Source organism: Polaribacter marinaquae (assembly GCF_038019025.1).
Taxonomy (GTDB): domain Bacteria; phylum Bacteroidota; class Bacteroidia; order Flavobacteriales; family Flavobacteriaceae; genus Polaribacter; species Polaribacter marinaquae.
This window is the reverse complement of the sequence record NZ_CP150496.1, coordinates 2,105,956-2,131,532: the sequence shown is the minus strand read 5'-3', so window position 1 is coordinate 2,131,532 and position 25,577 is coordinate 2,105,956. Positions and strand designations below refer to the sequence as shown.

The 25,577-nt window shown below is 29.4% G+C and carries 25 protein-coding genes; 6 read left to right on the top strand and 19 right to left on the bottom strand.

Translation table 11 applies throughout. The features are described 5' to 3' along the window. Positions 1 to 48 precede the first annotated feature (48 nt). The 11 genes from WG950_RS09695 to WG950_RS09645 form a co-directional block, all read right to left on the bottom strand. Entirely contained in the window at positions 49 to 705 is a 657-nt protein-coding gene (locus WG950_RS09695; protein ID WP_340931972.1) for a response regulator transcription factor, read from the bottom strand. Positions 706 to 758: 53 nt separating this feature from the next. Then, positions 759 to 2,570, bottom strand: coding sequence for an ATP-binding protein (locus WG950_RS09690; protein WP_340931971.1), 1,812 nt, complete (start codon positions 2,568 to 2,570; stop codon positions 759 to 761). 11 nt (positions 2,571 to 2,581) lie between these two features. After that, positions 2,582 to 3,166 (bottom strand): DUF4202 domain-containing protein, encoded by a 585-nt coding sequence (locus WG950_RS09685; protein WP_340931970.1) that lies wholly within the window; start codon positions 3,164 to 3,166, stop codon positions 2,582 to 2,584. 9 nt (positions 3,167 to 3,175) lie between these two features. Continuing rightward, a complete protein-coding gene (gene nirD / locus WG950_RS09680; RefSeq protein ID WP_340931968.1) occupies positions 3,176 to 3,553 on the bottom strand; it encodes a nitrite reductase small subunit NirD in 378 nt (125 codons plus the stop codon). Positions 3,554 to 3,774: 221 nt separating this feature from the next. Next, positions 3,775 to 6,288 carry a nitrite reductase large subunit NirB gene (nirB, locus tag WG950_RS09675; protein WP_340931967.1) on the bottom strand — a complete coding sequence of 838 codons (2,514 nt, stop codon included), beginning with the start codon at positions 6,286 to 6,288 and terminating at the stop codon, positions 3,775 to 3,777. Between the two features lie 197 nt (positions 6,289 to 6,485). Further along, a complete protein-coding gene (locus tag WG950_RS09670) occupies positions 6,486 to 7,628 on the bottom strand; it encodes an ATP-binding protein (protein WP_340931966.1) in 1,143 nt (380 codons plus the stop codon). A gap of 1 nt (position 7,629) precedes the next feature. Continuing rightward, positions 7,630 to 8,493, bottom strand: a complete 864-nt coding sequence (locus tag WG950_RS09665; RefSeq protein ID WP_340931965.1) for an aldo/keto reductase — start codon at positions 8,491 to 8,493, stop codon at positions 7,630 to 7,632. Positions 8,494 to 8,496: 3 nt separating this feature from the next. Further along, positions 8,497 to 9,249 (bottom strand): SDR family NAD(P)-dependent oxidoreductase, encoded by a 753-nt coding sequence (locus WG950_RS09660; protein WP_340931964.1) that lies wholly within the window; start codon positions 9,247 to 9,249, stop codon positions 8,497 to 8,499. Between the two features lie 177 nt (positions 9,250 to 9,426). Continuing rightward, positions 9,427 to 10,359, bottom strand: coding sequence for a hypothetical protein (locus WG950_RS09655; protein WP_299064606.1), 933 nt, complete (start codon positions 10,357 to 10,359; stop codon positions 9,427 to 9,429). 87 nt (positions 10,360 to 10,446) lie between these two features. Continuing rightward, entirely contained in the window at positions 10,447 to 10,929 is a 483-nt protein-coding gene (locus WG950_RS09650; protein ID WP_340931960.1) for a hypothetical protein, read from the bottom strand. A 110-nt stretch (positions 10,930 to 11,039) separates the two neighbouring features. Continuing rightward, the gene (locus tag WG950_RS09645; protein WP_340931959.1) at positions 11,040 to 11,378 is read right to left on the bottom strand and encodes a single-stranded DNA-binding protein; all 339 of its coding nucleotides are present in this window, start codon (positions 11,376 to 11,378) and stop codon (positions 11,040 to 11,042) included. A gap of 193 nt (positions 11,379 to 11,571) precedes the next feature. On the opposite strand from WG950_RS09645, the gene WG950_RS09640 reads away from it, so the two are divergent. From WG950_RS09640 to WG950_RS09630, 3 genes are read left to right on the top strand one after another with little or no spacing between them, the layout of a single operon-like run. Beyond that, positions 11,572 to 12,120, top strand: coding sequence for an HNH endonuclease (locus WG950_RS09640; protein ID WP_077810570.1), 549 nt, complete (start codon positions 11,572 to 11,574; stop codon positions 12,118 to 12,120). Between the two features lie 14 nt (positions 12,121 to 12,134). Further along, complete coding sequence (locus WG950_RS09635) at positions 12,135 to 12,488, top strand: hypothetical protein (RefSeq protein ID WP_077810571.1); 354 nt, start codon at positions 12,135 to 12,137, stop codon at positions 12,486 to 12,488. A 49-nt stretch (positions 12,489 to 12,537) separates the two neighbouring features. Beyond that, positions 12,538 to 13,086 carry a hypothetical protein gene (locus WG950_RS09630; RefSeq protein WP_340931957.1) on the top strand — a complete coding sequence of 183 codons (549 nt, stop codon included), beginning with the start codon at positions 12,538 to 12,540 and terminating at the stop codon, positions 13,084 to 13,086. Positions 13,087 to 13,212: 126 nt separating this feature from the next. Here WG950_RS09630 and WG950_RS09625 read toward each other — a convergent pair whose 3' ends face one another. Continuing rightward, positions 13,213 to 13,677 carry a CBS domain-containing protein gene (locus WG950_RS09625; RefSeq protein ID WP_340931956.1) on the bottom strand — a complete coding sequence of 155 codons (465 nt, stop codon included), beginning with the start codon at positions 13,675 to 13,677 and terminating at the stop codon, positions 13,213 to 13,215. A gap of 106 nt (positions 13,678 to 13,783) precedes the next feature. Between WG950_RS09625 and WG950_RS09620 the strand changes: the two genes are divergently transcribed. Beyond that, on the top strand, positions 13,784 to 16,081 hold the full coding sequence (locus WG950_RS09620) for a M28 family peptidase (RefSeq protein WP_340931955.1): 2,298 nt from the start codon (positions 13,784 to 13,786) through the stop codon (positions 16,079 to 16,081). A gap of 230 nt (positions 16,082 to 16,311) precedes the next feature. Here the strand turns inward: WG950_RS09620 and pyk are convergent, their stop codons facing one another. From pyk to WG950_RS09595, 5 genes are all read right to left on the bottom strand, one after another. Continuing rightward, positions 16,312 to 17,739: a pyruvate kinase gene (gene pyk / locus WG950_RS09615; RefSeq protein ID WP_299064585.1), complete on the bottom strand. Its 1,428-nt coding sequence runs from the start codon at positions 17,737 to 17,739 to the stop codon at positions 16,312 to 16,314. A 1-nt stretch (position 17,740) separates the two neighbouring features. After that, positions 17,741 to 18,211, bottom strand: a complete 471-nt coding sequence (locus tag WG950_RS09610) for an IPExxxVDY family protein (protein ID WP_079737711.1) — start codon at positions 18,209 to 18,211, stop codon at positions 17,741 to 17,743. A 90-nt stretch (positions 18,212 to 18,301) separates the two neighbouring features. Beyond that, positions 18,302 to 19,042: a ribonuclease III gene (gene rnc / locus WG950_RS09605; RefSeq protein WP_340931954.1), complete on the bottom strand. Its 741-nt coding sequence runs from the start codon at positions 19,040 to 19,042 to the stop codon at positions 18,302 to 18,304. Positions 19,043 to 19,045: 3 nt separating this feature from the next. Next, positions 19,046 to 20,299 carry a beta-ketoacyl-ACP synthase II gene (fabF, locus tag WG950_RS09600; protein WP_340931952.1) on the bottom strand — a complete coding sequence of 418 codons (1,254 nt, stop codon included), beginning with the start codon at positions 20,297 to 20,299 and terminating at the stop codon, positions 19,046 to 19,048. Positions 20,300 to 20,306: 7 nt separating this feature from the next. Beyond that, positions 20,307 to 20,543 carry an acyl carrier protein gene (locus WG950_RS09595; protein WP_004569249.1) on the bottom strand — a complete coding sequence of 79 codons (237 nt, stop codon included), beginning with the start codon at positions 20,541 to 20,543 and terminating at the stop codon, positions 20,307 to 20,309. 170 nt (positions 20,544 to 20,713) lie between these two features. Between WG950_RS09595 and WG950_RS09590 the strand changes: the two genes are divergently transcribed. Both WG950_RS09590 and WG950_RS09585 read left to right on the top strand, forming a co-directional pair. Continuing rightward, complete coding sequence (locus tag WG950_RS09590; RefSeq protein ID WP_340931951.1) at positions 20,714 to 21,286, top strand: phosphoribosylglycinamide formyltransferase; 573 nt, start codon at positions 20,714 to 20,716, stop codon at positions 21,284 to 21,286. Further along, entirely contained in the window at positions 21,279 to 21,914 is a 636-nt protein-coding gene (locus WG950_RS09585; RefSeq protein ID WP_077810580.1) for a viroplasmin family protein, read from the top strand. The genes WG950_RS09590 and WG950_RS09585 overlap by 8 nt, the downstream gene beginning before the upstream one ends. A 52-nt stretch (positions 21,915 to 21,966) precedes the next feature. On the opposite strand, the gene WG950_RS09580 is transcribed toward WG950_RS09585, so the two are convergent. Next, positions 21,967 to 24,639: a carboxypeptidase-like regulatory domain-containing protein gene (locus WG950_RS09580; protein ID WP_340931948.1), complete on the bottom strand. Its 2,673-nt coding sequence runs from the start codon at positions 24,637 to 24,639 to the stop codon at positions 21,967 to 21,969. An 8-nt stretch (positions 24,640 to 24,647) separates the two neighbouring features. After that, on the bottom strand, positions 24,648 to 25,373 hold the full coding sequence (locus WG950_RS09575) for a GLPGLI family protein (RefSeq protein WP_340931946.1): 726 nt from the start codon (positions 25,371 to 25,373) through the stop codon (positions 24,648 to 24,650). Between the last annotated feature and the right edge of the window lie 204 nt (positions 25,374 to 25,577).

Genomic DNA, 25,577 nt, shown 5'->3' with positions numbered 1-25,577 from the left:
AATTTATATTAAAAAAACGATTGTAATATAAAAAGATGTCTAAAGAATTTATATTAATTGATATTCTTTAGCCTTAGCTGTAAGCTCCATTAAATTTTTAACCTCTAATTTTTTCATTAGATTAAAACGATGCACCTCTGCTGTTCTTTTGCTAATTTTAAGTTCTTCTGCAATATCTTTATTATTTTTTAACTCTAAAACCAAACTAAGTATTTGCTTTTCTCTTTTGGTTAACTTAAAAGGAAGTTCTTTTTGCATTTTTGTTTCTACTGCAGCACTCGCGTTTCCATTAACAAAATTATTCATAATAATAGAAGATACATCACCAGTAAAATATTTACCACCAGCTGCAATTTTTGTTAGCGCTTTTAAAAACTCCTCTTTACTTGCTCCTTTTAACAAATAACCATCGGCGCCAGCTTGTATAGATTTTACCACATACTCTTCAGAATCATGCATAGATAAAACTAATGTTTTAATTTCTTTATGGTTTTTGCTTATTTCTGCAACCACCTCTATACCATTCATTTCTGGCATTCGAATATCTACGATTAAAATATCTGGTTTATTAGTAGAAATTATACGTATTGCTTCTTTACCATCAGAAGCCTCGCCAATAACAGTAATACCCGTTTCATCTTCTAATAATGCTTTAATACCATTTCTTACTAAAACATGGTCATCTGCCAAAACTACATTTATCATACCTAACTTTTTAGACCAACAAAAATACTATTTTTACGTAAAAATACGTACATCTAAATAGGTATATTTAACGTAATTCTTGTACCTTCATTTGGCTGAGAAGAAATAAAAAGTCTACCATCTATATACTTTATACGCTCTTTCATAAAGGTCATTCCCATTCCGCCATCTCCATCTTTAACTTTCTTAATCTTATTAGGCTCAAAACCTTTACCATCATCATCAATAACAATACTAAGTATTTTATTGCTATGCGACATTGTTACTAAAATATAAGATGATGCTGCATATTTTATCGCATTATTTACAGCTTCTTGTACAATTCTATAAAGATTTATTTCTGTTAAAGAATCTAACCTTAAATTAAAATCTGTCTTATTAAGAAATAAAATTTCTTTACCGGTTAACTTACTTAATTCTCTTGTTAGCTTGGTTATTGCTGGCACAATACCGTGGTCTGAAAGTTCTGGAGGTGTTAAATTAAAAGTGGCTGTTCTTACTCCTTTTATAATACTTGTAGTTAACAACTTAAGGTTTTCAATTTTCTCTCTAGACTTTTCAATATTATCTAAATTGATACTTTCTAAATTATATTTAAGACCAGTTAGCATTTGCCCAATGCCATCATGCACATCTTTCGCAATTCTATTTTGTTCTTTTTCTTGGTTCTCTATAATTTTACTTGAAATTATTTTTTGTTGATTCATTTTCTCATCAAAACTATCTTGCCAAAGTCTATCAATTTCTAATTGTGCTGCTTTTCGTTTTGTAATTTCTGAACCTATTATCAATAATTCTGATTTATCATCACTAACTCTATAAGGTATTATCGACATTTCTAACCAAACATCTTGATTGTCTTTTGTTGTTGCTTTGACCTCTCCTTGCCAACCCGTTTTATTATGCTTATTAATTAAATCTTCTATATTTTGTTGTTCATTTTCATTGGTACTTAAAAATTTCCAAAACAAGATATCTTTCTTAAATCTTGATAGTTTAAACAATCTAGAAAACTTATTTCCAACATGAATAATATTGCCAAATTGAGATATTCGAGCAAACAAAAGAGTCTCATCCATCGCATGACTTAAAGCTCTTAATTCTTTTATTGACTTTTCTTTAGCAATACTTAATTGATCTGCTTCAAAAGCCATTCTTTTCGCTTTTTTTTCTGCTGATAAAAGTTCTGATAAAATAGATTTAACAGATTTTGCAGTCGGCCAAAAAATGAATAAAAACTCGGCTAAAAGAATTAACAAAGTTAATATCATTAAAAAAAACTCGAACTTTCTTAACCAAGTAACTTTTATATCTGCTTCTTTATCATATTGATTTACAATATCATCCATAATCAATAAAAAATCACTTTCTTTCTTTGTAACTTTACTTATATCTACAGTTAATTCTTCAATAGAAATTATTGGTGATTTTTCTAATTTGGTTATAATCGATTTAGCTACTTTTTGAATAGTATCAAAAATAGGGTTAAGCACTAAAAACTTTTCTTTTATGACGGTGCTATTTTTGGCAGGAAGTCCTAAAGAATCACTTCCTTTCTGTAAAGCATTATGCGATAAACTCCATAAAGCGAGTGTTTTTTTTATTTTGCTCTTAAGTTCTTTTCGTTTTTTTTCTTCTAAAGAAACAGACAAAGAAACAATTTCTTTTGTTAGCTTTTGACTTAACATTCTTTGCCTACCAGCAACGTTTATAACTGTAGAATCACTTTCTTGATTATTTAAATGATCTCTTACAAAAAACTGACTTATAATTACAGAAAGAGCAATAGTACTTAAAGCAATAATATATAAACGGCTTAGTTTAGAAAACGTACGCTGATCTAAAGAGTTTCCGCTATTTTTCATTGCAAAAATATCTATGAAATAGCTTTTTTAACCAAATTAAGACCTTTATCAGAAAAAGATAATTGCAACGCAGCTTCTCTACCTTTATCAGACATTTTTACCCAAGTTTTTTGTAAAATGTCAATTACTTTTTCATCGGAATGTTTTACGGCAAATTCATCAAAATAATAATCTAAAAAAACCAAACATATCACGTCTTCAATAGTTTGAGATTCATCATTCTTTTTAATCATTTTTTTAAGAATAATCTTTTCTACACGATTTATAAACTGCTCATCAAAACCTACTTTTTGTAAAATATCTACTGTAGTTTTTGCATGCATTTTTTTTAATGTTTCTCGCCATTTTAAATAACCAATCCTATCCATTGGAAATTCATTTCGTGGAATTATCCATCTACATATATGTTGTGCTCTAGCTGCTATTTGCAATGCTTTTGATGCATTAGAGTCGAATTGAAGAAGCTTTCTAGACATTCTTTGAGAATACAATAATTCTTTTGGGTAATCTAAACCAGAAACAGTATAAATATTAGGATCTTCTGCATTTTTTTTATCTATTAAGGCGATCGCAGTCTCAAATTTTGTTGGCTTCATTTTTTTCTTTTATTCTTGAAAGCCAATATACACATTTTCTGCCTCAATTTTTACAGGATACGTGGCAATAGCCTCTAAGTCTCCGTTTAAATTTTCTCCATTTTCTAAAGAAAATGTTTTTTTATGCAGTGGGCAAGCTACTTTTGGCAAGCCTTTATCATCACCAATCATACCTCTACTTAATACCATTTCCATTTTATGCGGACAAACATTTTGGCAAGCATACCATTTGTTTATTCTAGCAAAATTAAAAACTGCAATTTGTTTATCTTTATACTTAACGCAAGCCCCACCATCTGTTGGAAAATCTTTTACAGAGGCTGCTTTAAACCAAATTTTAACATCTTTATCTAATACTGATTTATAATTGTCTACTATTTCTTGCATAATTGTTATTTATTTTGGCGTTACCTAAAGGTCGGGCTTTACACTATATCTTTTATGTTTGTTCTAGATACTTTTTGTTCATTTCTTCACAAAAAACTCGAACTGACACAAAAAAGGATGTCGTTTCAATCCCTAACGCAACTATTTACCAACCTTTAGCTAAACTGATGCTTTGTTTCTTTTAATACACTTACAATGTTTTTGTAACATTTTGCAAATTTTTAAACCCAAGGCTGTGGCATTTTTTGATCTCTTAAAGATACAAATGCTATGTTATCATCCTCTTCATCGCTATTTACAAAGTGGTTAAAACGTTTCATTACTTCTGGGTCGTTTACAGCTTGTGTCCACTCACATTCAAACTTATTTACTAAGGTTTGCATTTCTGTTTCTAAATCTTGTGCAATACCCAATTTATCGTCTATAATTACTTCTTTTAAATAGTCTAAACCGCCTTCTAAACGTTCTTGCCACGCAGCAGTTCTTTGCAAAGGTTTTGCAGTACGCATGTAAAACATTAAATATCTATCTAAATATTTTACAACAGTTTCATTATCTATTTGTTCTGCAAATAATTCTGCATGACGTGGGTTTGCACCACCATTTCCTCCTAAATACAAATTCCAACCACCTTCTACAGCAATTAACCCAAAATCTTTACCTCTTGCCTCTGCACACTCTCTAATACAACCAGAAACACCACCTTTAATTTTATGAGGCGCTCTAATTCCTCTATATCTGTTTTCTAATTCTATACCAAAACTTACACTTTCTGCCATACCATATCTACACCAAGTAGAACCTACACAGGTTTTTACAGTTCTTAAAGATTTACCATAGGCATGCCCACTTTCAAATCCATGTGCTATTAATTCTTTCCAAATTAATGGCAACTGATTTAAGGTTGCCCCAAATAAATCTATTCTTACACCACCAGTTACTTTGGTATATAAATCGTACTTTTTGGCAATTTGCCCTAAAGCAATTAATTTATCTGGTGTAATTTCTCCTCCAGGAACTCTAGGTACTACAGAATAGGTTCCATTTCTTTGAATGTTTGCCAAAAAACGATCGTTAGAATCTTGTATGGCATATTCTTTATTGGCAGTATCTGCATGAATTGTTGCCATTAAAGAAGCTATTAAAGGTTTACACAATTCACAACCATGACCTCCATTACCATGATTATCTAAAACTTCATTAAAAGTAGTATAGCCTTTTACTTCTATAATTTTATATAAATCTTGTCTGTTAAAATCAAAATGTTCGCAAACTGTATCTTTTACGGTGATTCCTAAAGATTTAAGAGTTGCTGTGGTTAAATCTGCTACCATAGGTTTACAACCTCCACAACCTGTACCTGCTTTTGTACAAGAAACTACGTCTGCTAAATCTTTAGCTTCTCCATTTTCTATAACTCCACAAATTTGACCTTTAGTTACACTTTCGCAAGAACAAACTTGAGCATCGTCTGGTAAATCCATGACATCTCCTAAAGTTGCAGCACCATCTGTAGCTGGTAAAATTAATTGTGCTGGGTTTTCTGGAATTTTCATTCCGTTTAAGAAAATTTGATGCAACATGCTATAATCTGAAGCATCTCCAACCATTATTCCTCCTAACAAAGAAGTACCTTCTTTATTTACAATAATACTTTTATAAACACCTTCAAATGCGTTTTCGTACACAATTTCCAATCCATCATTTTCATTTAAAGCGTCTCCAAAACTAGCTACATCTATACCACTTAATTTTAATTTTGTAGACATGTCTATTGCAGTTGGCATTGTTGCTTCTTTATCTCCTAAAATTTGAACTACAGCAATTTCTGCCATATCGTAACCAGGAGCCACCAAACCATAAATCATGCTATTTAATAAGGCACATTCTCCAATTGCAAAAATGGCTTCATCTGAGGTTCTCATATCATTAGATACTAGAATACCTCCTCTTTTACCTACTTCTAAATTGCAGGTTTTAGCCAATTCATCTCTTGGTCTAATTCCTGCTGAAACCAATAACATATCAAAAGGAACAGTTTCCTCTTCAGAAAATTGCATTCCTGTTATAAATTTCTCTCCTATTAATTGTTGTGTAGCTTTACTAAGTAAAATTTCAATACCTAATGCTTCTAGTTTTTTTTGAAGTGATTTACTGGCATCATTATTTAATTGTCTTGGCATTAATCTAGGCGCAAATTCTACAACAGCAGTTTCCAAACCCATATCTACTAAGGCCTTTGCAGCTTCTAAACCCAATAAACCACCTCCTAAAATAGCTGCTTTTTTCTGTGTTCCTGTAGATTTTAATTTGGCTACATAATTCATAGTGGCCTCTAAATCTTCGATTGTTCTATACACAAAAACACCCTCTTTTTCTATGCCTTTTATGGGTGGCACAAATGCAGAAGATCCTGTTGCCAATACTAAATAATCGTAAGTATATTTAGTATCATCAGTAGTAGTTATTGTTTTAGAATTCCTGCTGATATCTGTAACTCTAGTATTTGTAATTAAATCGATATTATTTTGTTCATACCAAGCAAGTGGAGCCATTTCTAAGGCTTTAGCATCTTTGTTTTCAAAATATTCGCTTAAATGAACCCTGTCGTATGCAGGTCTTGGTTCTTCACCAAAAACAATAATTTTAAATTCTTTGTTTTGAGATTGGTTTACAAATTTTTCACAAAACTTATAACCAACCATACCATTTCCTACAACAATTATTGTTTTCATAATTACGTATTTTAAAAACAAAACTAAGTATTTATACTTAATTTATAAATGTAGAATATTAATTATTTCACATAAGTGATTAATTTTTATGATTATAGAGAAAAAAAGAAGTATAAATGAATATTTAACAAAATTGCATTACAATAAATATGAAAGCCATATTACCATAACGGTAATTGATAGTTTTATACAAGTTACTATGCGTATTTTAATTTTCTAATAACACGCAAAGTTTCTTTATATTTTATATAAGTAGATTTATTTTCTAAACTTTTAATATAGCTTTTAGCTTTTTTTAAATTTTCTTCAGCATCTAGAAAACCATGTAAATAACAAATTAAATAATTAGTTGGCAATCTTAAAACATCTTCGTGTTCTGTAACAGATAACCGTCTATTTTCTGATAATTTTCTAACAATTAAATTGCAATTATTATAAATATGTATCATAACTTTATTATTAAAAACAGGTGGTTCAAACAAAAAGTCATTTACAATATCGTGTCTGCCATTTTCTTTAAAATGAATTATTGTTTTTTCTAACGGATAATATTTTTCTTGCTTTTCTAATCCTAGAAAAATAAATTCTGTTATAATAAATGAATTATTATTATACGTAATTTTAACATCATCTAAAGCAGAGAAAAACAACTGAACTTGCTCGTTAATTAATTCTATATCTACTCTAGAATAGTAAATTTCGTTATTAATTACTTTTTTTTCTCCTGCCCAACAAAGCACAAATTGTTCATTAAAAACTTTGTATTGAGGATTGTATTTAGATTTGTGATTGTTTATAAAATCGAAAACTCCATTTAAAGTTAACTCAATATTATTACTTGCATTTTTTTCTATAGCTGCAACAACATCTTTGTTTCTATCCCTTAATTCGAAATTTTCGCCAAGAAAAGGCATCGAAATACTTCCACTTCGATAAAAAATGGTTCCTTTATTATATTTCCATGTTTTTTTTGATAGAGAAGCTATTAAGTTATTTGGATAAATTGTAACCAAACCAATAACTTTATGTCGAGGTAAACTAGGAAAACGAACATTTTCATATGCAATTTTTGGCGGATTTGTTACATAAGCATTTACAAGATTTTGTATTTTACTGTCATCAAAAAAATCTACACCTAAAATCTTATTTTCTTCATCTTCTACCCCAATAACAATGTAAGAATTATTAAAAGGATTCGAATTAGAAAGTGCACATATATGTTTTAAAAATTTCGCTTTCCCGTCTTTTCTATTTAAAGATAATCTTTGCTTTTTATCATAAAAACTATTCTCATCATTATGAGAAAGTAAGTTTTTAATTAAAAGGCGTTTGTTTATCATTTTATGCCACTTCTTCTCCTTTACTAGCTTCTAATAATAAGAACCAATCTTGTAATTCTAACTCTATGCTTAAAGCTTTGTTTGCATTTAAAAGTCGGTCTCTATTTGTTGTACCAATTACTGGCGAAATATTTGCAGGATGCTTTAAAATCCAAGCTAATAATAGAACATCTTCTGCTACATTATATTTTTCTGCTAACTGAGTTAAAACTTTTTTAATACGAGTTGTCTGTTCAGTTTGCTCTTTAAAAACAGTTCCTAAAGGACTCCAACACATTGGTTGAATGTCTTTTTGCAGCATTTGATCTAAACTACCATTATGCATTGCTGTGTGTTGTGTTAAAGAAAATTCTATTTGATTAACTTCTACAGGAGATTTTTCTGTAATTAAATTAATCTGAGAAGGCATAAAGTTTGATACTCCGAAATTGATAATTTTTCCGCTTTCTTTTAATTCAGTAATTGCTTCTGCAATTTCATTAGGATGCATTAACGGACTTGGTCTGTGCAATAAAAAAGTATCTAAATAATCTGTTTGTAAATTTTTTAAAGACTGTTCTGCACTCCAAACAATATATTCTTTGCTGTAATTATAATGTTTTAGTTTGTTATTTCTAGATTCTGTTACTAACTGAATTCCGCACTTAGAAATTAACTTTATATCTTTTCTATGAATTCCGCTTTCTTTAAAACCTTTACCAAACGCAGCTTCCGTAGTAAAATGACCGTAAATATCTGCATGGTCAAATGTAGAATTTCCGTTTTCTACACAAAATTGAATCATTTCTGATTGCTCTTTTGTCGAAAACTGTTTACCCCAATCTCCCCAAGACATGCAACCTATTATTATTTCTGATTTTGACATTTTTTATTCTTTATTTAAAATTGTAGCACTTGCTTGTGCTGTTGGGTATACTACTAAATCTTCTATATTAACATGATATGGTCTTGTTACAACAAAATGAATAATATCTGCAATATCTTCTGCTTGTAAAGCTTTGTAACCGCTATAAACTGCTGCTGCTTTTTTAGAATCTCCTTTAAAGCGAACTTCTGAAAATTCTGTCTCTACGGCTCCTGGATGAATTGCAGAAACACGAATATTGTGTTTATTCAAATCTATTCTCATAGATTTATTTAAAGCATTTACAGCATGTTTAGAGGCGCAATACACATTTCCGTTCGGATATACTTCTTTACCAGCAATTGAACCGATATTTACTATAAAACCATTGTTTCTTTCTATCATTTGCGGAAATATAGCTTTAGAAACATACAATAATCCTTTTACATTAATATCTAACATTGCATCCCAATCATCTAAACTACCTTCTTGTATTGTAGATAAACCATGTGCATTACCCGCATTATTAATTAAAATATCTATCTGCTTAAAATTTTCTGAAAGTGATGCAACTGCTTTTTCTACGGCAGCTCTATTAGAAACATCAAATTGTAAAATAGTAACATCTGTAATAATGCTTAATTCTTTTTGTAAAGATTCTAATCTATCTAACCTTCTACCACAAAGTATTAATCTAATATTATTTTTTGCAAAGATTTTTGCAGTTGCTTCGCCAATACCAGATGTTGCGCCAGTAATAAATGCTGTTAATTTCATGTTTTTTTATTTTAAGCTAAAACTTAGTATAAAATTATGAAATCTTTTTGGCTTAAAATTAAACGATAAAGATACTTTTTAGCAATTATTAACAAAGAAAAAACCGTCCTCCTCAGGACGGTTTCTCTTTCAATTGGTTATTAAGCAATAACCAACCAAAAATCAACTAACCAAACTTTATTTTAAATTTCTTCTAATTTTTGTTTTTCTTACTATTTTAGTACGTTTTCTATTCGAATTCCTTACAATAGATTTTGCACTTTTTTCTGATGCGTCAGTTTTTAAATATTGTACAAAACCTCTACCATTAAAAACATATGTTGTTTCAGACTCTATGTTGTAAAGACTAATCTTTCCATCATTTATAACGCTTAATTCAAACTCTTCTATATCTCCGCCATCATAATTAAGTGTTAATATTTTAAGATCTTCGAAACCGGTTACATCAAACACTTCATAATCTCCAACGTAACTCCAATTTATATTTGCAATTTGTGTGCCAAAGTTGTCTTGAGAACTATAAAAAGTAGTTGTGTTTTCTGGAGTAAATTGCAAGTAATTTTCTAAATCAAATGCATTAGGCACTCCGCCTGTTGTACTTGTTTTCTCCCAAGCTTGATACTCTTGTAAAAAATACTCTATGTTTTCATAGAACAACTTGTCATAATCAAAAGTATTTGTCTGGTAACCAATTAGAAAATAAGTAACATTTTGTCTGTAATTATACAATCTAATTTCGTTGTTAGAAGTTATAGTTACTTCAAAATCATTTCTTCCGTCTAAATCGTGTCTTGTTTCTAAAAGACCTGTATACGTGTCATATGTACCAACATCTATACCTAAACCATTTCCTGTAAAACCAATATCTGCTATATTATTATTTGCATATAAAACGCCATCTAAAAATGATAAAGTAAAAGCTTTAGCAACAAACGGAATGTCTCCGTTACCAATAGTTCTGTGATAATCTACGTACCACAAATCGTAATTAGATACAACTTCTTCTAAAGAGATTTCGTTCTCTATAAAATTGTCTTCGAAAACTGTGGTACATGAGCCTAAAAATGCTCCTGTTAAAATAAATGTAAAAAGTAGTTTTAAAGATTTCATAAGCTGTAGTTTTAAAGTTACAGTTAGAAATATTCAAATTGCGTGCCAAAAATTATTTTAAACATCAAAAAACTAAAAACCAGTGTTTTAATTATTTTTTTGAGCCGTAGGAAAAGCGCGAGATTGAACTTCTTTTATATTCTTCACTTTGTAAAAAACAGATTTACCATCTTTATTAAAACTGATTATTGCCTCGTTTTTTTCTAATTGAAAAGGAAACTTTTTAGCAGTTGGCAAAGTATTTTCTAATTCTTTAGTAGGGTTTGAATCTAAAATAACATCTCTTTTTATATTTACATTTGTAGAAAAATGACCAATCAATTGTACTTTATTTCCATTTACAACAACCTCTGCTTTGGCTATTTTATTTTGAAAATAAATCGAATCAAACTCTATTTCTAAAGCATTTTCTAATTGAATTTCAAGTTTTGTACCAGCAACACCTTTTTGACCGCCTACCCAGTTATTATAAAATGCTTTTTCTACTTTAAAAGCAGGGTTTTTAATTATTGAACTACTACCACATTGAGAAAAACCAAATAATATGGTTAAGATTGTTAAGATTTTCATGACTTTCATTTTTTTCTAGTTTAGTCTTAGTATGTCAAATGATATGCCAAGATAAAATAAAATCTACTCAAATTAAGTAGATTTTATTTTTTTCAATATTTTAATATCCTTTAAGAATTACTTCCTAACATCAATAATTCGCTTACTAAAATCTCTGTTACGTATCGTTTTTCTCCTGATTCTGTATTATAAGTTCTGTTGGTTAACTTACCTTCTACCGCAATTTCTTGCCCTTTGTTTATATAGTTTTCTACAACTTTTACAAGTCCGCCTTTAATAATAATGTTATGCCAATAAGCACGCTCTACTTTGTTACCTTCTTTGTCTTTATAACTATCATCTGTAGCCATAGAAAATTTTGCCATTTTGTTGCCATCTTTAAAAGTTACTATTTCTGGCTCTTGACCTAATCTACCAATTAACTGTACTTTGTTTCTTAACGTATTCATAAGATAAGTTTTGTGCATTTATTATGTAATGCAAGTTTATAATTTATTTTGTCTACTCGTTTAGACATTGCAAAATTGCGACAGTACCGCTTGCTTATTCGGTTTTAAAACAATTACTTTCGGTTGTAATTACTTGTAGTCGTTTGTAAACGGATAATTTTTAGTATATTTACTAAATGAAAATCTTATAGACATGAAATCGTACAGAAGTGAACAATGGAAGCTATTTGAAAAAGAAAATTATGATGTTGCTAGAGAAAAACTTTACGTTTCTAATTACGGAAGAGTAAAAAGAGAAATTGAAGAGGGTGTCTTCGAACTTCTTAGAATTGGTCAAATTAACAATTTTGAAACCTTTACATACCCAAAAATAGGTAGTAAGAGAAAAGCAAATGCTTATGTGCACAGAGTTGTTGGTTTATTATTTCTAAAAAAAGAAGAAGATCAAAAATTTGTAATTCATTTAAACCACGATTTAAAAGATAATTACTATCAAAATTTAAAGTGGGTAAATCAAAAAGAATTAACAAAACACCAAATAACGAACCCTAAAAGAATTGCAAAATTTGGTATTAAACCTGGCGCAAAATTAACAGAAGGTAAAGTTAGAATTATTAAGAAAAAGTTGTTAGACCCTAACAGAAGAACCAGATTAAGAATTATTGCAAGTCAATTTGGTATTACTACAATGCAGTTAAGAAGAATTAAATCTGGCGAAAATTGGGGTGAAGTAAAAGTGTAATAAGATTGCTATTAATGGAAAAAAAAGAGTGTTTAGAGTGTAACGAGCTGCTAAAGGGCAGAATCGATAAAAAATTCTGTTCTGATTATTGTAGAAACTCCTACAATAACCGAATTAATAAAGACAGTAAAAATTTAATCAGAAATATTAATAATAGACTTCGAAAAAATTATAAAATACTTTCTGATTTAAATTCTACTGGTAAAACTAAAGTTAGTCGAACTAAATTGTATGATAAGGGTTTCGATTTTCAGTTTTTTACATCAATTTATAAAACAAAAACGGGCAACTTATACCATTACATTTACAATGAAGGCTATTTAGCTTTAGAAAATGAAACTTTTTTATTAATTAGAAAAGATAAATAAGAAGTGTAACTTTTTGTAAGTTAGAGCTACTAACTTACAAAAAGACACTATGATTTTTATTGTATTAATCGCTTTAATAATACTGGCAATTGCTATCTATTACTTTAGTAATAAACAAGTAATTATAAGAACTCTTGCTAAAACGCCAAATAAGCCTGTTGGTGGTTTAAAAACTAATAGTTTTACAAAAGTTACCGGTAAAGCATTGCATGTAAAACAACCACTTATTGCGCCTTTTAGTAAAAGAAAATGCGTCTATTATAAAATTATAATAGAAGAAAAAAGAAGCAACGGCAAGAATTCTCATTGGAAAACTTTAATTAAAGAATCTAAAATTCAAGAATTTTTTATAAAAAGTAAAGGTGAACACGTAATTGTGAGACCTAGCTTAAAACCAAAAAACTTTAAAAGTTATTTAGTTGTAGATAAAAAAACTTCATCAGGTACATTTAACAGCCCTACAAAAGAATTTTTAGAACTTTTAAAAAACTATAATATTAAAAGTGAAGGTTTTTTGGGTTTTAATAAATCTTTAAGATACACAGAGGCAATTATAGAGTTAGAAGAAACAGTTACAGTTGCTGGCATCGCCAAATAGAAAAACCTTAAAGAACCTGTTAATGGTTACCCATATTCTAAGATTGCAGAACTGGTAAGTACCGAAAATCAAAAATTGATAATAACAGATTTACCTTCAATTAATTTTAGCAAAAGAAGATAACATTTACCAAGTATTACCCTCTACACTAATAGCAGCTTTTAATACATCTTTTTGACTTAATTGCCCTATAAGTTTACCGTTTTCAATTACAGGAAATCTTCTTCTTCTAGATGAAATAAATTTAAATGCTGCATCAAAAATATTCATGTTTTTATCAATAGTATCTACATCTGTAACCATATATTTACCAACAGTATTATTTGTATCTGCAGGCATATTGTAGTACTTACTTTCAGAAATATGTTTTATACAATCCGTTTCAGAAATAATACCAATAAGCTCATTCTTTTCATTTACCACAGGTCCACCAGAAATTTTATTAGTAATCAACTGTTCTATCACATAATCTAAAGAATCTTCTGCTTTAAAGGTTACCAAATTTGTAGTCATATAATCCGACACTAAAATTTGTGTTTCTTCTTTAATTTGATTGGTTTCTCTTTTACCTTGAAAGCTCTTAATTCCCATAATATTAGATTTTTAGTTGTACTAAAGTTAGCAAAATTTTTAATCGGTTTTACTTTTGATGATAATTTTTTTTAATTCACTACTTTTATAGAAATAAAATTTTAGCATGAATAAATTTTCTACGATTGTTTCTACCCTACTAATTTTAGGTGTAATTTTTTGGAGTTTTAGTAGTTTAAAACCCTCTATAAATACTTCTAAAAATACAAACGAAACATCTTTTTCTTTAGACAATGCCTTACATCATTTAAAAAACATTAGTACAAAAGCCCATTATGTTGGTTCTGATGAACATAAAAATGTACAGAATTACATTGTAACAGAATTGCAAAAAATGGGATTAGAACCACAAATTCAGACCCAAACTGCTATAAACAAAAAATGGTTTGCCGCTACTACTGCAGAAAATATTATCGCTAAAATTAAAGGCACAAATTCTAATAAAGCTTTACTTCTACTTACTCATTACGACGCAAACCCACACTCTTCTTTAGCTGCAAGTGATGCTGGCTCTGGCGTAGTTACTATTTTAGAAGGAATTAGAGCTTTTTTAGCAAAAGGAACTACCCCAAAAAATGATATTATTATTTTAATTTCTGATGCAGAAGAACTAGGTTTATTAGGTGCGCAAGCATTCGTAGACCAACATTCTTGGGCTAAAAACGTTGGTTTGGTTTTAAATTTTGAAGCTAGAGGAAGTGGCGGACCAAGCTATATGCTAATGGAAACAAATGGTAAAAACAGCAAATTACTATCAGAGTTTTTGGCTACAAAACCCAATTTTCCGGCAGCAAATTCTTTAATGTATTCTATTTATAAAAAACTACCAAACGATACAGATTTAACTGTTTTTAGAGAAAGTGGAAATATTAACGGATTTAACTTTGCTTTTATTGGCGATCATTTTGATTACCATACAGCACAAGATTCTTATGAAAGATTAGACCGAGAAACCCTATTGCATCAAGCAGATTATTTTACAACCTCTTTAAATTATTTTGCAAACGCAAGTCTATCAAATTTAAATTCTGAAGAGGATTTTGTGTATGTAAATTTTCCGTTTATTAAAATGCTTACATTTCCGTTTTCTTGGGTAAAACCATTAACAATAGGTTGTTTAATTGTTTTTATTGTTTTGCTTTTCTTCGGAATTTCACTTAATAAAATAGATGCAAAAGGAATTTTTAAAGGTTTTGTACCGTTTTTAATTTCATTGGTTTTATGCGGATTAATTTCTTTCGGATTATGGCAATTATTACAAATTATACATCCGCAGTACAAAGATATTTTACACGGTTTTACTTACAATGGTTATCAATATATTACGGCCTTTGTATTTTTAAATCTTTGGTTATTATTTACAATCTATAAACGTAGTGCCAAAGAATTAAAACCTACAAACTTATTAGTAGCGCCCTTGTTTTTCTGGTTAATTATTAATTTAATTATTGCTTACACACTAAAGGGTGCTGGCTTTTTTATTATTCCGGTTATTAGTGCCTTACTAATTTTAGCAATTGCAATTTTCTTAGACTTAAAAGAAGGTTCTAAAAGAATATTATTTACCATTTTATCGATACCAACTCTTTATATTTTTGCTCCCTTGGTTAAAATGTTTCCTGTTGGTTTAGGTTTAAAAACAGTCTTTGTTAGCGCAATTTTTATTGTGTTGGTTTTTGGTTTGATGATTCTTAGTTTTCATCAAAAGAAAGCTTTTTTTACTCAGAAAATAAGTGGCATATTAGCTATTGTGTTTTTTGGTTTGGCAACGTATAATAGCGGATTTTCAACAGAAAACAAGAAACCTAACAGCATCGTTTACATTCAGAATTCTGATGATAAAACTGCTTATTACGGAACTTACAATACCATTTTAGACGCTTATACTAAACAAATTTTTAATACTGATTACTCTGAGGGCGGACTTGAAAATGCCGACACAAAAAGTAAATACAACACACGTTTTAAATTTGCTAAAAAAACTAGTTTTAAAAATATAGAAAGTGCAAATTTAATTACAGACTTAGATACAATTATTGGCTCAAAACGATTTTTAGAGTTAACCCTTTTACCTACAAGAAAAGTTAATAAGTTCGAATTTATAACCAAAAACAACATTAGTTTACATCAATTTAAAGTAAATGATGTGTTGGTTAATGATGGTAAAAAATACAAAGCAAAACCTGGTACATTTTTAATTTATCATTTTGGAAATAATGACAAAGAATTAACAATTTCTTTTACTATTGATGTGAACGAGAAATTAGATATTATTTTAAATGAAATTTCTTATGATTTGTTAACCAACAAAAACTTTAACATAAAGCCAAGAACCCAAGAAATGATGCCAATGCCTTTTGTTACTAATGATGCTATTATTATCTCTAAGAAACTTGTTTTTTAAAGTGATTTAGACTTCAGAAAATATAAATATTTTCAAAATAGCTTAGCCCAAATTAAGGCTGCTTTAATTTTTTTTTATTGAATCGTTTAATACATTTTATTTAAAAAAAGATTTTTGCGCTATTTTTAAAATAAGAAAAAACAGTAATAAAATTCTATAATAATTTTTAAAAACAAAAAAGCATTTCGATTTCTCAAAATGCTTTTCGTTTTCTTTAAAAGAATAGCTTTTTAGTCTATTTCTGACACTCTTAATGTATTTACCATACCTTTTGCTTCTACTGGCATAGAAGTAAGGTTAATCATTAAATCGCCTTCTTTTACGTATCCTTTATCTTTAGATAGTTTATTAATATCTACAACAGTATCATCTGTACTTAAATTTTTATCGTAATAAAATGCTTTAACACCCCAAAGTAAGTTTAGTTTTCCTAAAATTCTTCTTTCTGATGAAAAGGCTAAAATTGACGATTGTGGTCTCCAAGCAGATATTTGAAACGCTGTATAACCACTATTTGTTAATGTAGAAATTGCCGCTGCATCGATATCATTTGCCATTAATGCTGCGTGATGACAAACTGCTTTTGTAATAAATCTATTCGTTCTAATATGTGGTGCTTCATGTGGCACTTTTATCATTCTAGAATTTTCTACAGATTTGATAATTTCTGCCATTTTTTGAATAACTCTAATTGGATGTTTACCAACAGAAGTTTCTCCAGAAAGCATTACTGCATCTGCACCATCCATAATAGAATTTGCAACATCATTTACCTCTGCTCTTGTTGGTACAGAGTTATCGATCATTGTTTCCATCATTTGCGTTGCAATAATTACAGGTATTCTTGCTCTTTTTGCTCTTCTAACTAATTTCTTTTGAATTAACGGTACATCTTGCATAGGAATTTCTACTCCTAAATCTCCACGAGCTACCATTAAACCATCACAATAAGGTATTAATGCATCTATATTTGCAACAGCTTCTGGCTTTTCTATTTTTGCAATTACAGGAACTCTATATTCTGAATGTTGATCGATTAAATCTCTTAACATCCTTAAATCTTCTGGCGTTCTAACAAAAGATAATGCCATCCAATCTACATTTAAACTTAATGCAAAAACTGCATCTTCTTTATCTTTTTCTGTTAAAGCTGGTAAAGAAATTGCTGTATTTGGTAAGTTTACTCCTTTTTTAGATTTTAAAGGACCACCAACTATCGTTTTAACAACTACTTCTTTATCTTTATCTGTAGATACTACTTCGAATAATAATTTACCATCGTCTACTAAAATTTGTTCTCCTACTTTTACATCTTTAGGAAAACGTTGATAGGTCATAAAAGCTTTTTCTTTAGTACCTGTACATTTTTCTGTAGTAAATGTAAATAGATCTCCGTCTTCTAAAACTACACCATCTTCCATAACACCAACTCGAAGTTTTGGTCCTTGTAAATCTGCAAGAATAGCTACGTTGAAATCATTTTCTTCGTTAATTTCTCTTATAGTCTTAACAGTCTTCTTTACATTTTCATATTCTGCATGAGAAAAATTAATTCTGAAGACGTTTACACCTTCTTTTGCTAAATTTGTTAAAATTTCTTTAGTACCTGTAGCGGGTCCTAACGTTGCAACGATTTTAGTTTTTTTATAATCTGTCATATTAAAATATTAAAAAGTCTTTAGACTTTAGTGTGTTTTTATCTATTGAATAAGATGTTATTACTTGCTCAATTTCTTTTATTTTTTTTACTGTATTTATAACATAAGCATCGCCTACTTCTCCAGAAATTTTAATAAAAAAATCTACTTTCTTCTTTTCCGGAATTAAGTAAGTTCTAGTTTCTGTAGTTAAAAGTAACTCGTTAGACTGTGTTTGGTTCTCATTTTTAAAGCTATTTGCAATTAAAAACCAATCGTAATCGTATTTTTTACTTGAAAAATTATAGATAGAAAATGATGCTAAATTATTATCTTTTTCGAACTCTAAATTTTTGGTCGATTTAGAAAATTTTATGCTTAAATTTTTATTTAGTAAATATGCAAGCCTGTAGTCTTCTAATGCTGTATGAATACCTATTAAAGAGTATTCTTCTTCACAAAAATCTTCTAAACCTAAAGCATGAATTTGCATATATCGTAAATTTACTTTTAGTATTTAATCTTGCTAAATTACTAATAGTTTACGAGTATTCTAAGTTATTTTAACGAAAACGTTATCGCTTTAATCTAGAGAAATTTGCTTTTGAAAAGCAAAATAGACTCTTTTAGATGCTTGCTCTTCTGCTTTTTTCTTTGATGTAGCTCTACCTTTAGCAACTTGCTCACCATCTATACTTACTTTAACACTAAAATGTTTTACGGGGTCGTTACCAGAATCTTCGTAAGTATCGAAGCTGTAAATTTTCTTTTGCTTTTGGCACCACTCTATAATCAAACCTTTATAACTAGTAATTTTACCTTCTAGTTTTTCGATATCTACGTAAGGTACAATTACATTATGGTATATAAATTTCTGACAAAAATTATATCCTTTGTCTAAATAAATAGCACCAATTAATGCTTCAAAAATATTACCATGAATATTATCGCCAACATTAGATTGATCGATATTACTTTTTACAAATCTTATTAAATTTAAGTCTTTACCCAACTCATTTAAATGCTCTCTACTAACAATTTTAGAGCGCATTTGTGTTAAATACCCTTCTGTACCTGTAGGAACTTTTTTATATAAATAAGCAGCAATTACAGATCCTAAGATAGAATCTCCTAAAAACTCTAATCTTTCGTAGTTAATAGGGTTCCCTTTTCTGTCTAACATTTGAACAGATCTATGGGTAAATGCTTTTTTGTATTGATTTATTTTTCTTGGAGAAAAATTTAGTAGTTTTCTTAATTCGTTATGAAATTCTGCATCTTCTTTAGAATGCTGTTGAACTATTTTACGAATAAAACTATTCATAAACTACTCATCTAATTTCTTAAACGCTACACAAGCATTGTGACCACCAAAACCAAAAGTATTACTCATTGCAACTTTAATTTCTCTTTCTTGAGGTTTATTTAAAGTTAAATTAAGTTCTTGGTTTATATTTTCATCTGCATTAGAATGATTAATTGTTGGCGGCACCAAACTATTTTTCATTGCTAAAATAGAAGCAATCGATTCTATAGCACCTGCTGCACCTAATAAGTGCCCAGTCATAGATTTTGTAGAATTGATATTGATATTCTTAGCGTGGTCTCCAAAAACTTCTGATATTGCTTTTAACTCTGCAACATCACCAAGTGGTGTAGATGTACCGTGTGTATTGATATGATCTACGTCTTCTGGTTTGATACCAGAATTTTCTAAACAATTTTTCATTACTGCAATTACACCCAAACCTTCTGGATGTGGCGCTGTCATATGATAAGCATCCGAAGACATACCGCCTCCAATTACTTCTGCATATATTTTTGCTCCTCTTGCTTTTGCATGCTCGTACTCTTCTAAAATAATTGCTCCGGCTCCTTCTCCTAAAACAAAACCATCTCTTTCTGCGTCAAAAGGTCTCGATGCAGATTCTGGAGATTCATTTCTAGTTGACAAAGCGTGCATTGCGTTAAAACCACCAACACCTGCATATGTTACAGCAGCTTCAGAACCACCTGTAACAATAACGTCGCAGTGGCCTAATCTAATGTAATTTAAAGCATCTATCATTGCGTTTGCAGAAGATGCACAGGCAGAAACTGTAGTATAATTTGGCCCCATAAATCCGTTTTTAATAGAAATATGTCCTGGCGCAATGTCTGCAATCATTTTTGGTATAAAGAAAGGATTAAATCTTGGTGTACCGTCTCCAGCACCAAAATTTATAGCTTCATTTTGAAAAGTTTCTAAACCTCCAATACCAGCACCCCAAATTACACCAACTCGTAATTTGTTAATGTTTTCTAGATCTAAATCTGCATCTGCAATTGCTTCATCCGAAGCTACCATTGCATATTGCGTAAATCGATCCATTCTACGGGCTTCTTTTCTGTCAATAAAATCATTAACCTTAAAGCCCTTAAGTTCACATGCGAAACGAGTTTTGAACTTGGCAGCATCAAAGTAAGTGATAGGTGCTGCTCCGCTAACTCCGTTAACTAAGGCGTTCCAATATTCTTCAATATTATTACCAATTGGCGTTAATGCGCCAAGTCCAGTGACTACAACTCGTTTTAATTGCATATAATTCTTACTTTTTTGCTTCTTCTATATAACTAACCGCTTGACCTACAGTACCAATGTTTTCTGCTTGATCATCTGGAATTTGGATATCAAATTCTTTTTCGAATTCCATAATTAACTCAACAGTATCTAAAGAGTCTGCTCCTAAATCATTTGTGAAGCTAGCTTCTGTTGTTACTTCGTTATCGTCAACGCCTAATTTGTCTACGATAATCGCTTTTACTCTTGATGCAATGTCTGACATAATTTTTTAATTTTAAATTTTAAATCGGGGCAAAAATACAAATCTTATTAATTATAACTAATTTTTGTCCCAAAAATGATTATTAAAAGTAAATAAAATAATTTAATCTTTACTCAAAACAATCAGTTTGTTAATAATTATTCTTTTTTTTGTAGCTTAGATATATAGATATGAAGCGTATTGTTGTTTTTGCTTCTGGTTCGGGTTCGAACGCAGAAAACATTATTAAGTTTTTTAATCATACTAAAACCGCTAAGGTTACTAAAGTGTTGTGTAACAATGAGCATGCCAAAGTTTTTGAACGATGTAAAAACTTAAATATTAATTGTTTACACTTTAATAGAAACGATTTTTCTAAAACAGATACGGTCTTAAATATTTTAAAAAACCAAGCAGATTATATAATTCTAGCTGGTTTTTTATGGAGAATTCCACAAAAAATAGTCGATGCTTTTCCTAAGAAAATCATCAATATTCACCCAGCATTATTACCAAAATATGGCGGAAAAGGAATGTATGGAATGCATGTTCATAAAGCCGTAAAAGATAATAACGAAACCGAAACAGGTATTACAATTCACTATGTAAATGAAAATTACGACGAAGGTGCCATCATTTTTCAATCAAAAACAGCTTTAAACGAGCAAGATACACCAGAAACGATTGCAGAAAAGATTCATTTATTAGAACAACGCTACTTTCCGAAGGTTATAGAAGAAGTTATTTTAGCTACAAATGAGTAAAAAAAAGTTTTATGTGGTTTGGAACGGACGTAAAAAAGGAATTTATACGTCTTGGAATGTTTGTAAAAAACAAATAGACGGCTTTGAAGGTGCACAATACAAATCTTTTGCAAGCTTAGATGATGCTGAAGTTGCGTTTTCTAAAAATTTTACTGATTATATTGGTAAAAACACCAAAAAACCGACACTTTCTACTGCTGATAAAACAAAATACGGTAAACCAAATTTAGAGAGTATTTCTGTAGACGCTGCTTGTGCAGGAAACCCCGGTAAAATGGAATACAGAGGTGTTTTAACGCACAATAAACAAGAAATTTTTAGAAAAGGACCTTACGCTAAAGGAACCAATAATATTGGCGAGTTTTTAGCTTTGGTACATGGTATTGCACTTTTAAAAAGCAAAAACAAAGAAGATATTCCTATTTATTCTGATTCTAAAATTGCCATGAGTTGGATTAAACAAAAAAGATGTAAAACCAACATGCATTTTGATGCTTCTAACAAAGACATCTTAGAGTTGATTAAAAGAGCAGAAAAATGGTTGAAAGAAAATACTTTTAAAAACCCAATTTTAAAATGGGAAACTAAAGCTTGGGGGGAAATTCCTGCAGATTTTGGAAGAAAGTAAGTGGTATTCAATAGCAATACACAGTTAACAATAATTTTATTGATAACTGAAATTACAAATTATACCCAATACTAAACATTATAATTCTTGGTAAAATAAAGGTTTTAGAATCTGAAACTACATAATCTGAAAAACGATTGCTTTGTTTAAATTGTGCATTAAATAAATTTTGTGCAGATATTTTATAAGACCAAGCACTGTCTTCTTTTTTATAAGACAAGGTTGTATTTGCTATTTCATAAATATTTTTCTGACCCAAATCTTTATTTTCGTAGATGCTTTTTCTATAATCAAAATTGAAAATAAAGCCGTCTAAAAAATCGTAATCTACGGTTACAAAAGGTTCTATGGTAATAAATTTAGAAGTGTTGTTACTAGAAATAAAACGCCCAATATCTCTACTTATACCAAATTCTAGGGTAGGTAAATTATCAAACATTGTTTCGAAACCAACTTCGTAATTATAACTATTATTTTTATTGGTTTGTAGGTTGTTGTCTATTTCTTGCACATAACTAGCGTTTTTAAAACCAACATCAAACTTGTATTTTATGTTTTTTATACTTTTTTCTAGATGTACAGTTCCTCTTAAATCTTCTGACGGATTGTTAAATAATTTCGCTTTTAAAAACTGATTGATTCTTTGCGTTTCTTCTGTATTATTTACATCAAAAGCAACCGTATTTCTAACACCTTTTATTTGTTTATTGTAATTTAAATTGGCAAACAGCATTAAACCTCTGTACAAACTAAACCTACTATAATAAATACGTGCTGCATGATACAAATTGTTTTCTAAATTTTCATTTCCTTTAAAAACAGAATTATACGATTGTAAATAAAAACGATTGGCAAACCTACTCGCATCAGAAAAAGAAGTTTTTAAATTGTAATTAATAGTAATTTTTTTCGATTTATTAAACTCAATTTTTGCTAAAAAGTCTGGCAAAACCACCCATTTATTTTTTGTGGTTTGTGTTTGCTGATTTAACTGCCAATTATAATTATGTAAAAAAGCACCTTGTTTAAAGGTGAAAATGCCTGTTCTAAACTTGTAATGCATTCCTACAAACAAATCATTCAATTTAAAATTTAGGTTGTTCCCAAAACCAGCAGAAGAAAAATTATTGATTGTTCCGTTATCTAGTTTTTGACTATCATCCGTAGAAAAATCTTCATTTAAAAACTTATTACCACCAGTTGTATAAATATGATTCGCATTATTCAGTTCCCAAAAATGCTTAAAAACAAAATCTATATTTTGCTCTTGAGTATCTTTATCTTGTAAAATTCTTAATAAATCTTGGTTATTATCCGTAGGAATTAAACCTTGTAAAATTGGGTTTTCGGTTTCCCAAAAAGCATTTTGATTGTTTTTATCTAAAACATAACTAAACACAGAAGAAAACGTATGTGCATCATTTTGTCTTTTGTGCCATTCTATATTCTGATTAATGTACGTAGCTTTTAAACTTTTATCTGTTGTAATTAAATTTGAAGTAGCGTTTACTATAGAATTTAAGCTATTATCAATAGTGTTATTCGTTCTTTTTACCTGCGTTCTTACATACCATTTTTCTTTAGAATTAGGTGTATACTCTAAGTTTAAATTTCCAATTCCTAATAAATTATCTGCAATTGTTTTGTTAGTTCTTGCTTCTGTAAAAGTCGTATACTGATTAAAATCTTCTTTAAAATTGGTAGTTTCTGTACCAGAAAAAATGGCAAAACCAGAAACATCTAATTTAGAAGTTGCCGTTTTTGTAATGTTAAGTGCGCCAAACTTTTGTTTGCTTTTTAATACATCATTGCTTTGCATAAACTGCGAAAAAGCGCCTCCTTTAAAATTAAAATTACCGCTAAAAATGGCATTTACACCACCAGAAAAACTTATATAATCTTTAGTCGTGAAAGTTTTTTCGTTTACATTATTTATGTTTCCTATCAAATTTACGTTTATTTTAGGCGCATAATAAAATAAATTAGCACTGGTCTTATAAAAATCTTCATTGCCTTTACCAACTTCTACATCACCAAAAAGAAACCGTTTTTTATCTTCTTTTAGTTTGATATTCATTGCCATTTCATCAGAATCTGTTAATCCTTTTAAAAAAGCTACTTCATTATAATTATCTATTACCTCTACATTACCCACAGCATTTGCAGGAATATTTTCTACGGCCAATTTAGAATTACCACCAAAAAACTTTTTGCCATCTACCAACATTTTGGTTACCTTTTTGCCTTGTACAGTAACACTACCGTTTTTATCGACTTCTACACCTGGTAATTTTTTTAAAACATTTTTAAGTTTGCGTTCAGAACCATCTGTAAATTTATCTGTTTTATAGGTTGTGGTATCACCTCTAACTGTTACTGGCATTTCAATAACAATTTCATCTAAACTTTCTGAAGATTGTTGTAATACAAAATCTTTTTTAGTGTTTTTAAAAGCAATAAACTGATATTCTATAGGTTTGTAACCTAAATAAGAAATACTAATGTTAATAGTATCTCCTTTTTCTAAAAGCAGTTTATAATAACCGTCATTATCTGTTATTGCAAATTTTAGATTTTTAGAGACATCTTTGGGCTTTGCTATAACATTTGCATACGGCATTGGGTTTTGTAAACTATCTTTTACAGCTCCAGAAAGTGTTATTTTTTGGGCGAAAAATGAAATAGATACACCAAAAAACAATACTAATAGACTTATCTTTTTCATATAAACTTTTATTGTTTTTGTAAACTGTTCCAAAAATTAGAATACCTTTTTTTAGCTTCTTCTGCGGTTACTCTTTTGCCTTTTGTAGGTTTGTTAATATTTATTTCCTCTTTAGGATTAAGTATTATTTTACTTGCAATAATTTTTCTTCTTTTTAACTGTACCTCAAGCACCAAACCAGGTAAATCTACAAACTTTTTAGGTCCAAAACTTACTGGTATTTCTGGTGTAAACCAAGCAAAGGTACTATTGCTTTTATAACTTAAATCTATTGCTTTGTAACACAAATAACCTCCTATAATTTTAGATTCCTGTGTTAATTTCCATTTTTTAATAGGGATTTCTATTAATGAAAGTTCATCAAAAACATCACTTTCATGATAAAATTCTTTTGTTTTAATATTCTTATAATATCTATCTTCTCCTCCTGCAAAAGTTCTATTCACATTAAAAACAGGTTTTCCATCATTTTGCATTTCATTTTCCACATAATACAAAGATTCATCATTAGAAAATTCTAAGTATGCACTTACATTGGGCGTATTTTCAAATATATTACGCATCCATTTACCCATTTTTATGTTTTTCTTTTTAAAAGATTTAGAAATTGAATCTATTTTTTCTTTCGTTAAAGATTCCATAGAAACAACATAAGTAACTTTACCACTTATGTTTTGCGAAAAAACAATGGTGTTTATAAAAATGATAAGTGTTAAAATGGTTTTCTTTTTCATAAAACGAACGGCTTTTTATTATTAAGAACGAAATAAAAAGTAAATGGTTTCAATTAATATTCTAGGCTTCTATATTTTACAACATATTTAGAGTTTGCATACTATCTTATAAACCACTTTGAAGAGTTACATATTTGGTAAGCTTAAAATTGTAAGACAAAATATTAATAAAAACAGGTATTAGAATATTTATGTAACTTTTTT